The sequence below is a fragment of the Chamaesiphon polymorphus CCALA 037 genome (assembly GCF_003003845.1).
Lineage (GTDB): Bacteria > Cyanobacteriota > Cyanobacteriia > Cyanobacteriales > Chamaesiphonaceae > Chamaesiphon > Chamaesiphon polymorphus.
This window is the reverse complement of sequence record NZ_PVWO01000159.1, coordinates 1-11,165: the sequence shown is the minus strand read 5'-3', so window position 1 is coordinate 11,165 and position 11,165 is coordinate 1. Positions and strand designations below refer to the sequence as shown.

The window sequence follows — 11,165 nt, the reverse complement described above, 5'->3', positions numbered from 1 at the left end:
ATTATATATATCACTAACCTGTTAGCTTAAGATAATTTGCTGAGAATTTCTATTAAGATTTGTGACTGGTACTACATAATCGATCGACGCGATCCCAAGTAGGATCTAGATGTAAATCTGGCGATTCTCCAAGAAGCGACTTAGATTCTCCTGTCGGAGAGGCTACGCCAATGCGCGGAGGTTTCCTCCGCATGTGTTTCAGTCAGCGATTCGCGCTCCTCGGCAAAGCCGAGGAGCGCGAATCAAGACAAGACAGAGGCTACGCCAACGAGCAGTTTTACTTCGATCGATTGAAGCACGATGAAATACCGACTGTTCGCCAAGCAACTCAATCGCTTGGAGTCAAATTCAACGCTCTCTTTTCCCCAACCAACTCAATCGTTTGGAGTCAAAGTAAATGATTTCTGTTTCCCAACCAACTCACAAGTTAGCTCGGAAGTTTAATACGCCCCAAATTTTGCGCAATGGTTGGTATACCACCTGGGGAGTCAGTTTATTGCTACTAATTATTAGCATCTATGGCGTTGATGCCCAACGCAAGGCGATTGAGAATGTCGGTAAAAATGCCGCTCCGAGTATTATCACCGCTCAACAACTCCAAGACTCATTTGCAGATCTGGATGCCAGCTTGGCAAATGAACTACTATTGAAGCCTGGTAACATCGATCGCCAAGTATTAGCAGCCTTTGAAATCAATCGTAAAAAAATTGCCGATCGATTGGTTGCTGCTGCTGAAAATATTACTTACCCAGAAGAGAAAAAGATTATTGAAAGTTTGCAACTTAATTTTAGTGCTTATCTATTAAGACTACAAGAAGCGCGAGATACTCACAAACGTGGCGATGCTGCTGGCACGTTAGCTATTTATCAGAATGCTGCCCAATTAATGGATCGAGAAATTATCCCTCAAGCCGAAAAACTCGGTCAAGTTAATGCTCAAGAATTAGAAAAAAGCTTTAATAGACAAAGTTTCACTAATGGTGGTATTGCCTTTGCAATCGCAATTGTGGGATTGACTCAGATTGGAATTATATGCGCCATTCAGCTCTTTCTCTATTTAAGAATGCGGCGGATATTAAACATTCCGTTACTCGGCGCGACAGCGATCGGCATTATCTTTTTAGGATATACACTTAGCTCATTTGTAGGTGCGTCAGCTAATCTCAGAACAGCCAAAGCAGATGCTTTCGATTCTGTATATGCTTTGCGAAAAATGCGCTCTCTTTCCTACAAAGCTAATGCTGATGAAAGTCGTTACTTATTAGATCGGGCTAATTCCGCCAAACACGAGCAATCTTATAAAGACAAAGTGACGAGAATTTTGAATATTCCAGCCGATCGGTCGATCGACAGTATTATCGCTAATGTAAGTCAAAAGAGACCAACATCAGGACTAACGGGATTATTTGCAGATGGATTAAACAATATTACTTTTGCTGGCGAACGAGAATTAGCGATCGAGACACTCAAAGCCTGGAATGATTATCTCAAAATCGACACCCAAATCCGTCAACTAGCTCGAAGCGGTAAAATTGCCGAAGCAATCGCTTTATGTATCGGTACCAACCAAGGCGAATCGAACTGGGCATTCGATCGCTACAAAAATATTCATACTAAATTGATGGATTTAAACAAGCAAGAATTCGAGCAAAATATCAAACGCGGTCAAGAACGTTTAGATAACTTTGAAATAATTGCCGCTGTCGCCCTCGGTAGCGTCGCCATCCTGACTTTATTTGGACTCAGACCAAGATTGATGGAGTATTTGTAAGATGGCTTGTTACCATTCTCACATCTTGCACCAAGCTCATCGCAAATCAGCTTTGAGATATTGCCACAAATGCTCGATTGGATTTAGATCTGGACAATATTGATTCAATTGAGACTAATCCCCACAGCCACTCCCACTGACTGACAGCACTCGATCGAATACTAACCGACTGCATACTAAATACCCACCATCAACCGAAAATCGAAAACAACCATCGGCATCAGGCACATATTTATGTCCCGTCCGCATCGTCGTCTTTGACAAATCGAGCAATTTTTGAATTTGCTTCTGCACGATTCAAACGATTCAAACGATCCAACCGCCATGTCAGACAATCGAAACCCAAAAAAGCCTTAGTTAAAAACTAAGGCTTCTTTGGAGAATATTAAGCTTGGCATCGAGCTATTTTAACAGGGGGCAACCCCCCAAGTATCGTCGCCGCGCTAGCGTTTCACCTCCGAGTTCGGGAAGGGATCGGTGTGGTTCCACTAGGCCATAGACACCAAGCAGGTGTACTGGTTAAAGCACACCTTGAAGACTGCATAATAATCAACTTGTTAATGTCAAGACATCAAATCATCGAGTTTGAGGTCAAGCCCTCGGTCTGTTAGTACTCCTCGACTGCATCCATTACTGGACTTCCATCTAGAGCCTATTAACGGGTGTTCTGCCCGTGACCTTACCTACTTATGTAGTGAGAGTACTCATCTTGAGGTGGGCTTCCCACTTAGATGCTTTCAGCGGTTATCCACTCCGCACATAGCTACCCTGCGTTTACCGTTGGCACGATAACAGGTACACCAGCGGTGCGTTCCTCCCGGTCCTCTCGTACTAAGGAGGAATCCTCTCAATACTCTTGCGCCTGCACCGGATATGGACCGAACTGTCTCACGACGTTCTGAACCCAGCTCACGTACCGCTTTAATGGGCGAACAGCCCAACCCTTGGGACGTACTTCCGCCCCAGGTTGCGACGAGCCGACATCGAGGTGCCAAACCTCCCCGTCGATGTGAACTCTTGGGGGAGATCAGCCTGTTATCCCTAGAGTAACTTTTATCCGTTGAGCGACGGCCCTTCCATTGAGTACCGTCGGATCACTAAGGCCTACTTTCGTACCTGCTCCACTTGTTGGTGTTGCAGTCAAGCTCTCTTCTGCCTTTACACTTAACGATTGATTTCCAACCAATCTAAGAGAACCTTTGCGCGCCTCCGTTACAATTTAGGAGGCGACCGCCCCAGTCAAACTACCCACCTGAAACTGTCCGGTTCCCGGGTAACGGGCAACCGTTAGAATTCTAGCCTCGCCAGAGTGGTATCTCACTGATGACTCCACAATCCCCACAAGGACTGCTTCAACGTCTCCCACCTATCCTGCGCAAGCGAAGCCCGAACACAATGCCAGGCTATAGTAAAGCTTCATAGGGTCTTTCTGTCCAGGTGCAGGCAGTCCGTATCTTCACAGACAATCCTATTTCGCCGAGTCTCTCTCCGAGACAGCTCCCAGATCGTTACGCCTTTCGTGCGGGTCAGAACTTACCTGACAAGGAATTTCGCTACCTTAGGACCGTTATAGTTACGGCCGCCGTTCACCGGGGCTTCAGTCGCCAGCTTCAAGATTGCTCTCTGACCGACTTCCTTAACCTTCCGGCACTGGGCAGGCGTCAGCCCCCATATTTCCTCTTACGAGTTTGCGGAGACCTGTGTTTTTGGTAAACAGTCGCCTGGGACTCTTCACTGCGACCCATATTGCTATGGGCACCCCTTCTCCCGAAGTTACGGGGCTATTTTGCCGAGTTCCTTAGAGAGAGTTATCTCGCGGCCCTGGGTATTCTCAACCATCCCACCTGTGTCGGTTTCCGGTACGGGCGTTAATTGCTTATGGTAGTTAGAGCTTTTCTTGGAAGCGGGATCTCGACCACTAACGAGCCGTAGCTCGCCGGACTCCTGGCTCAGCTCGAGTCGTTTTCGCCGACTCTCAACACCTCGCACAGTTGCACCAGAACAACCAATCTCTGGCTGGTGACGACCTTCTCCGTCCCTCTGTACCAACAATTAACGGTACGGTAATATTAAACCGTTGTCCATCGACTACGCCTTTCGGCCTCGCCTTAGGTCCCGACTAACCCTTCGCGGACGAGCCTGCCGAAGGAATCCTGAGGATTTCGGGCTGTGAGATTCTCACTCACATTTGCGCTACTCAAGCCGACATTCTCACTTCCATTTCGTCCACCGCTGCTTGCCGCTACGGCTTCAACCTAACATGGAACGCTCCCCTACCACTTGTATAAATACAAGTCCATAGCTTCGGTGTATTGCTTAGCCCCGTTCATTTTCGGCGCAGGATCGCTTGACCAGTGAGCTATTACGCACTCTTTCAAGGGTGGCTGCTTCTAGGCAAACCTCCTGGTTGTCTGTGCAACCCCACCTCCTTAATCACTTAGCAATAACTTGGGGACCTTAGCTGATGGTCTGGGCTGTTTCCCTCTTGACGATGAAGCTTATCCCCCACCGTCTGACTGGTAATGTGTGCATCTGGTATTCAGAGTTTATCTCGATTTGGTACAGATTTCTCCGCCCGCACCGAAATAGTGCTTTACCCCCAGACTATAATCATTACCGCTATGCCTCAACATATTTCGGGGAGAACCAGCTAGCTCCGAGCTCGATTGGCATTTCACCGCTAACCACAATTCATCCGCTGATTTTTCAACATCAGTCGGTTCGGACCTCCACTTGGTGTTACCCAAGCTTCATCCTGACCATGGTTAGATCGCCCGGGTTCGGGTCTATAAATACTGACAATTAACGCCCTATTCAGACTCGCTTTCGCTTTGGCTACAGCATGTATGCTTTAACCTGCCAGTACCTATAAGTCGCCGGCTCATTCTTCAACAGGCACACGGTCAACCGTTAAATCGGTCTCCCATTGCTTGTAGGCTTACGGTTTCATGTTCTATTTCACTCCCCTTCCGGGGTTCTTTTCACCTTTCCCTCGCGGTACTGGTTCACTATCGGTCATACAGGAGTATTTAGCCTTACGAGATGGTCCTCGCTGATTCAACCGGAATTCCACGTGCTCCGGCCTACTCGGGATCCAGCTAGCTCAGTTTGACTTTTGACTACGGGATTATCACCCTCTGTGATGTAGTTTTCAGCTACTTCGTCTAATCGCTCTGATACACGTTGCTGTCCCACAACCCCAAAGTGCATGCACTCTGGTTTAGGCTGTTCCCGTTTCGCTCGCCGCTACTTGGGGAATCGCTTTTGCTTTCTCTTCCTCCAGCTACTAAGATGTTTCAATTCGCTGGGTTAGCTCTTTCCACCCTATAGATTCAGGTGGCAGTATTTAGGGTTGCCCCATTCGGAGATTCTCGGATCTAAGCCTGCTGCCAGCTCCCCGAGACGTTTCGTCGGTAACTACGTCCTTCATCGCCTCTGTATGCCTAGGTATCCACCGTAAGCCCTTTGTAGCTTGACCACTTTGTTTCTTTGTTCTTTGGCTCACTAATAAATTAGTCTTACCCTAGAACTCAGTCACAAGTTTCTATGATTTGTTTTTTGGATAGAACGCACACTAAGGAAACCTCAGCGCGATTCTATCCTCTTTTTGGATTGTCTGTAATTTTCATTACGACTACCTGACTGTTGATTATTATGCAGTTGTCAAGGTGCGAACTGGACGCTAAGTCCAGCAGACTACTCAATTAGTAGGTGCTGAAATCATTTCCTGTCATCACGGACATATTCTAGAATCACGATCTTCTGTGCGTTCACAGATGGAGGTTAGCGGACTCGAACCGCTGACATCCTGCTTGCAAAGCAGGCGCTCTACCAACTGAGCTAAACCCCCTAGTTCATTTAATTAATGCTCGCATGTTTGATGCGCTCTTAACTATTTGCTAGATGATAAGTGGGCTATCCCGGACTTGAACTGGGGACCTCACCCTTATCAGGGGTGCGCTCTAACCAACTGAGCTAATAGCCCGCAAGCTAGCTGAACTAGAATATAAAGTTTGAAAGCCACTCTCGAAAACATCGCTCGACCTTGGGATGACATCTACCTAACTTATTCCAGTATGTTTCGGTTCTGGTAGTGTGAGGTCTCCCTAAAAGGAGGTGATCCAGCCACACCTTCCGGTACGGCTACCTTGTTACGACTTCACCCCAGTCATCAGCCCTACCTTCGGCGTCCTCTTCCACAAGGGTTAGAGTAACGACTTCGGGCGTGACCAACTCCCATGGTGTGACGGGCGGTGTGTACAAGGCCCGGGAACGGATTCACCGCAGTATGCTGACCTGCGATTACTAGCGATTCCGCCTTCATGCAGGCGAGTTGCAGCCTGCAATCTGAACTGAGCCATGGTTTATGAGATTAGCGCACTGTCGCCAGTTGGCTGCTCTTTGTCCATAGCATTGTAGTACGTGTGTAGCCCAGGGCGTAAGGGGCATGCTGACTTGACGTCATCCCCACCTTCCTCCGGTTTGTCACCGGCAGTCTTTCTAGAGTGCCCAACTTAATGATGGCAACTAAAAACGAGGGTTGCGCTCGTTGCGGGACTTAACCCAACATCTCACGACACGAGCTGACGACAGCCATGCACCACCTGTGTTCTGGTTCCCGAAGGCACTCTCAACTTTCGCCGAGATTCCAGACATGTCAAGCCCTGGTAAGGTTCTTCGCGTTGCATCGAATTAAACCACATACTCCACCGCTTGTGCGGGCCCCCGTCAATTCCTTTGAGTTTCACACTTGCGTGCGTACTCCCCAGGCGGGATACTTAACGCGTTAGCTACGGCACTGCCCGGGTCGATACGGGCAACACCTAGTATCCATCGTTTACGGCTAGGACTACAGGGGTATCTAATCCCTTTCGCTCCCCTAGCTTTCGTCCCTCAGTGTCAGTTTAAGTCCAGTAGAGCGCTTTCGCCACCGGTGTTCTTCCCAATCTCTACGCATTTCACCGCTACACTGGGAATTCCCTCTACCCCTACTTTACTCAAGTCTTGTAGTTTCCATGGCCCTTACGAAGTTAAGCTTCGCGCTTTAACCACGGACTTACAAAACCACCTACGGACGCTTTACGCCCAATCATTCCGGATAACGCTTGCATCCTCCGTATTACCGCGGCTGCTGGCACGGAGTTAGCCGATGCTGATTCCTCAGGTACCGTCATTTTGTTCTTCCCTGAGAAAAGAGGTTTACGACCCAAGAGCCTTCCTCCCTCACGCGGTATTGCTCCGTCAGGCTTGCGCCCATTGCGGAAAATTCCCCACTGCTGCCTCCCGTAGGAGTCTGGGCCGTGTCTCAGTCCCAGTGTGGCTGCTCATCCTCTCAGACCAGCTACAGATCGTCGCCATGGTGCGCCTTTACCACACCATCTAGCTAATCTGACGCGAGCTCATCTCCAGGCGATAAATCTTTCAACTTTCGTCATATCGGGTATTAGCAGTCGTTTCCAACTGTTGTCCCCATCCTGAAGGCAGATTCTCACGCGTTACTCACCCGTCCGCCACTAATGTCCGAAGACACCCGTTCGACTTGCATGTGTTAGGCATACCGCCAGCGTTCATCCTGAGCCAGGATCAAACTCTCCATAATATTATGTGAGAGCCAGTATAAAGGCTCGGTTTGTATTTTTAAGACTTTACTCGTCTTGGTTCCACCATCAGCTGGCTTCACCGTGTTATAATCGTGTTAACGAAATTAACGAGGTTTGATAGGCTTTCAAACTATATAGTTGTCTAGGTTCAGGGTGAAAGATTGGCTCTCACGGCGGCTTTCGCCGTTTCCGTGTCGCTGTTTCCCTCGACCGCTTTACTAATATATCCTGCCTGAATGGGTTTGTCAACACCTTTGGGGAAATTACTCGATCTGTTGCGCTGCAATGCTTTTGGGCTGTTTTCAGGGCTTTAGTCAAGCTTTTGTCTAAATATTTTTTGAATATTTTTTCCTCAGCATCAACAAATAAATTGCTAAAACCCTACTCTGGCAAGCTTTTTTGGGATTTTAGATAAATTTAAAGACATCTGCATTTAGTTTCCGATCGGTTTGGGTGGATATCGCTGGATACAGATCTGCACCGATCGAGACTAAAGTGTTTGCTGGCCTAATACATATGGCAGGAGTTTGCTGATATTGCGGGCGTCGTCGATGCCGCGATGGTGGGTACCTGTAAGCGGGATGTTGGATAAGTTGAGAGCCTGAGCCATGCCGTAGCGTCTGTTTAGTCCTTGCATGGTGCTGAACAGTTCTTTGAGGTTGATATGATTGCTGGAGACTGGGTAGGGGAGGTCGATGCGATGATGTTTGCTGTCTTGTTGGAGTTGTTTGCGATCGTAGTCGCCCCAGGAGCCGAAGATAGTCCGATCGAATCTAGCTAGCCAGGGTTGCCAAAGTTTAATCGCGTCTGGAAAGGTGGGAGCGGTATCAACTTGCTGTTGGTTAATAGAGGTGAGTTGCAGGCAGAATTCAGTGAGGATGGGATGGCGGAGGGGTTTGATGAAGGTTTGGAATTCATCGACGATCGCGAGGTTGTCTGTGGATACCATGACTGCGCCGATTTCGATGGTTTCCATTTGGTGGCGGGGGATGCTTTGGAGGTCGCAGCAGGTGGCTTCAAGATCGACGACGAGGATGTGTTTGTATTTGTTGAGGTTGAGTTCGGTCAAGTGATTTTGGATTGTTTGATGGATTGGATCGCTCGAATCAATCGCATGTTGAAGTCAAACGATCGATCGATACGATTCGGTTGGGAGTGGAGATCTTACCCACCCCAACCTTTGGGCACCCCTCCGAGGAGGGGATTTTTTAGTGAGATTCGAGGTCTTCGACGAATTTGGGGATGGCGGCGGTTAGGACTTCGTTTCCGGTGGGGGTGATGAGGACATCATCTTCGATGCGGACGCCGATGCCTTTCCAGCAGTCGTCGATTTTGGGTTGTCCTTCGGCGGGTTCGATGTCAGGGGAGATGTAGATACCAGGTTCGACGGTGATGATGTTTCCAGGTTGGAATTGGTACCAGGTTTCGGCTCCGTGCATGTAGATTCCGGCATCGTGGACGTCTAAGCCGAGCCAGTGTCCGGTACCGTGCATGTAGAAGTTTTTGTATTTGCCTTCTTCGATGAGGGTATCAACATCGCCGGAGAGGAGTTCGAGTTGGACTAAGCCTTCGGTGATAATTTGGACGGAGGTGTGGTGGAAGTCTTTCCAGGTGGTGCCTGGTTTGACTTGCTCGATACTCGCCATTTGGGCATCGAGGACGAGTTCGTAGATGATTTTTTGTTCGGTGGTGAATTTGCCGTTGACGGGGAAGGTGCGGGTGACGTCGGAGTTGTAGTAGCCGACGGAGCAGCCTGCATCGATCAGGAGCAGATCGCCGTCTTGGAGGGTGCTGTTATTGTCTATATAGTGGAGGATGCAGGCATTGGAGCCGGATGCCACGATCGAGGGATAGGCTACACCCATGGCACCATTTTTGCGGAAGATATATTCGATTTCGGCTTCGATTTCGGATTCTTTGACACCTGGTTTGGCGATATGGCGGGCGCGTTCGTGGGCGAGAGCGGCGATGCGAGCGGCTTCGCGCATTAAGTCTAGTTCGGCGGGGCTTTTAACTTGGCGCAGGGGGTGGAGGTTGAGGAAGGGATCTTCGATCGAGACTGGCCCCGTGCCGCGTTTACCATAGGAACGGAGCAATCTTTGCCAATGGGTAATGACTTTGTTATTTAAGTTCTCGTCGCGCCCCATGTGGTAATAGATTTTGTCCCCTTTTTCGAGATATTGGGGGAGTTTTTCGTCGAGTTCGCTAATTAAATATGCTTCGTCTGCGCCGTATTTCTCTTTGGCAGCATCGACACCAACGCGGTAGCCCGTCCAGATTTCTTTGTCGCGTTCTTTGGGTTGGACGAAGAGGATGAATTTGTGTTCTTCGTGGTGGGGGGCGATGACGGCGACGGCGTGGGGTTCGTTGAAGCCAGTCAGGTAGTAGAAGTCACTCTCTTGGCGATAGACGTATTCAACATCGTTGTGCATGGTTGCCATGGGTGCGCTTCCAAAAATCGCGGTGCCATTCCCAATTTTTGCCATTAACTGTTCCCGACGCTGGCGGTATTCTGCTTGCATGTACTTCTAACCTATGCTGACTATGTTGTTATTTTAGCAATCCTGGATGCCGGAACCCACCCCCAGCCCCTCCGAGGAGGGGAGTAATTATGAGAAATCCCAAGATTAGTGCGGCGAGATCGGCTCGTGCTGAATATCGTCAAAGGCTGAAGAGATTAGAACAAGAAGCTATTAATATTCGGGATATTTATGCCCAATCTTTGAAAGAATTAGCGATCGATAAATTCGTGAAGCTGCATCCTCAAGAAAATTGGCCGGAGTGGATGGAGAGACGCGCGCAATACAAAGTGCAATTTGATGAGTTAAATATTTGTAAGGTTTCAATTACCATTAGGGTAGATGGGCCGATGCCAGAGGGACTTTTTTGGAGAGAAACTATTCGTGGTAGATGCTTAACTTGTCTTGATGAAAACGGTGAAACCCGCTTTATTATTGCAGGGGGCGCGGGTCAGCCATTAGAAATAATTACGGTTTTTGAAGCATATGTCGATCCCGAATCATTGGTAGTTTCGGTAACAATCGATCGCGATCCGTCGGAGATGATTTTGCCACCACCGGAGTTTTTTTATGATGGGTGGTAGAGAGAAATTTCAGTACTTTTAAAATTTAGCGAGTAGAAGATGTCAAATCCATAATTAGCTTGGTAAGTAGATAAATTCGCGGTGCAATGCGATCGAGGTCGATGTATTCTGTTGCGCCGTGTGCGCCGCCGCCGACGGGGCCGAGAGCATCGAGGGTGCTGGTACCGACAATGGCGGCGTAGTTGCCATCGGTGCCGCCGCCGCTACCTTCTACTCCGAGTTTGAGGCCGATTTGTTGATAGATGGCTACGGCTTTTTTGACTAGTGCATCGGTTTGGGGATTGGGTGGAAATGGCGGACGGCCTGGTGTTGCTTGAATCTCGATTTGCGTACAAGGCAACAGTTTGTTTTTAGTGATGCGGGTAAAATCGTTTTTGAGGCGATCAAATTCGGGAGCTTCTAGGACTCGGACATCTGCTTCGACGTTAGCGGTATCGGGAATAATATTCCGGCGATCGCCTGCTTGGAAAATTGTAAAATTAATTGTCGTTTGCTTGCGCGGATCGCTGAGTTTGCTCAGTTGGAGGGTTTGATGGGCGGCTTCTACGAGCGCATTACAGCCTTTTTCGGGTTCGGCTCCGGCATGAGCGGCGCGACCTTTGACTTTGATGCCGTAGGTGCCAATGCCTTTGCGCCATGATGTGACTTTATCTTGTGGCGAGCCAAATTCTAAAACTAAAGCGACATCGTG

8 protein-coding genes, 2 tRNA genes and 3 rRNA genes are annotated in these 11,165 nt (G+C 48.7%); 3 read left to right on the top strand and 10 right to left on the bottom strand.

Translation table 11 applies throughout. The features are described from left to right. Positions 1 to 170: 170 nt before the first annotated feature. The gene (locus tag C7B77_RS13730; RefSeq protein WP_106305581.1) at positions 171 to 401 is read left to right on the top strand and encodes a hypothetical protein; all 231 of its coding nucleotides are present in this window, start codon (positions 171 to 173) and stop codon (positions 399 to 401) included. Continuing rightward, entirely contained in the window at positions 398 to 1,771 is a 1,374-nt protein-coding gene (locus C7B77_RS13725; protein ID WP_106305578.1) for a hypothetical protein, read from the top strand. Before C7B77_RS13730 ends, C7B77_RS13725 begins: the two co-directional genes overlap by 4 nt. A 114-nt stretch (positions 1,772 to 1,885) precedes the next feature. On the opposite strand, the gene C7B77_RS13720 is transcribed toward C7B77_RS13725, so the two are convergent. From C7B77_RS13720 to C7B77_RS13685, 9 genes are all read right to left on the bottom strand, one after another. Further along, positions 1,886 to 2,065: a hypothetical protein gene (locus C7B77_RS13720; RefSeq protein ID WP_106305575.1), complete on the bottom strand. Its 180-nt coding sequence runs from the start codon at positions 2,063 to 2,065 to the stop codon at positions 1,886 to 1,888. Positions 2,066 to 2,160: 95 nt separating this feature from the next. Further along, positions 2,161 to 2,278: ribosomal RNA gene (rrf, locus tag C7B77_RS13715) — 5S ribosomal RNA — on the bottom strand. A gap of 80 nt (positions 2,279 to 2,358) precedes the next feature. After that, a 23S ribosomal RNA gene (locus C7B77_RS13710) occupies positions 2,359 to 5,249 on the bottom strand. Between the two features lie 299 nt (positions 5,250 to 5,548). Then, positions 5,549 to 5,621 (bottom strand) — tRNA-Ala (locus tag C7B77_RS13705). Between the two features lie 61 nt (positions 5,622 to 5,682). Beyond that, positions 5,683 to 5,756: transfer RNA gene (locus tag C7B77_RS13700), tRNA-Ile, on the bottom strand. Positions 5,757 to 5,880: 124 nt separating this feature from the next. Beyond that, positions 5,881 to 7,370, bottom strand: a 16S ribosomal RNA gene (locus tag C7B77_RS13695). The 16S, 23S and 5S rRNA genes sit together here with 2 tRNA genes alongside, the layout of an rRNA operon. A 149-nt stretch (positions 7,371 to 7,519) precedes the next feature. Beyond that, a complete protein-coding gene (locus C7B77_RS30010) occupies positions 7,520 to 7,657 on the bottom strand; it encodes a hypothetical protein (protein ID WP_181243863.1) in 138 nt (45 codons plus the stop codon). 204 nt (positions 7,658 to 7,861) lie between these two features. Continuing rightward, complete coding sequence (locus tag C7B77_RS13690) at positions 7,862 to 8,440, bottom strand: 3'-5' exonuclease (RefSeq protein WP_106305572.1); 579 nt, start codon at positions 8,438 to 8,440, stop codon at positions 7,862 to 7,864. A 139-nt stretch (positions 8,441 to 8,579) separates the two neighbouring features. Then, a complete protein-coding gene (locus C7B77_RS13685; RefSeq protein ID WP_106305569.1) occupies positions 8,580 to 9,893 on the bottom strand; it encodes an aminopeptidase P N-terminal domain-containing protein in 1,314 nt (437 codons plus the stop codon). 89 nt (positions 9,894 to 9,982) lie between these two features. Here C7B77_RS13685 and C7B77_RS13680 point away from each other — a divergent pair, with 89 nt between their 5' ends. Further along, positions 9,983 to 10,474 (top strand): hypothetical protein, encoded by a 492-nt coding sequence (locus C7B77_RS13680; RefSeq protein ID WP_106305566.1) that lies wholly within the window; start codon positions 9,983 to 9,985, stop codon positions 10,472 to 10,474. 25 nt (positions 10,475 to 10,499) lie between these two features. On the opposite strand, the gene C7B77_RS13675 is transcribed toward C7B77_RS13680, so the two are convergent. Then, positions 10,500 to 11,165: M20/M25/M40 family metallo-hydrolase (locus C7B77_RS13675; RefSeq protein ID WP_146138314.1), on the bottom strand; the 666-nt coding region annotated here is incomplete at its 5' end.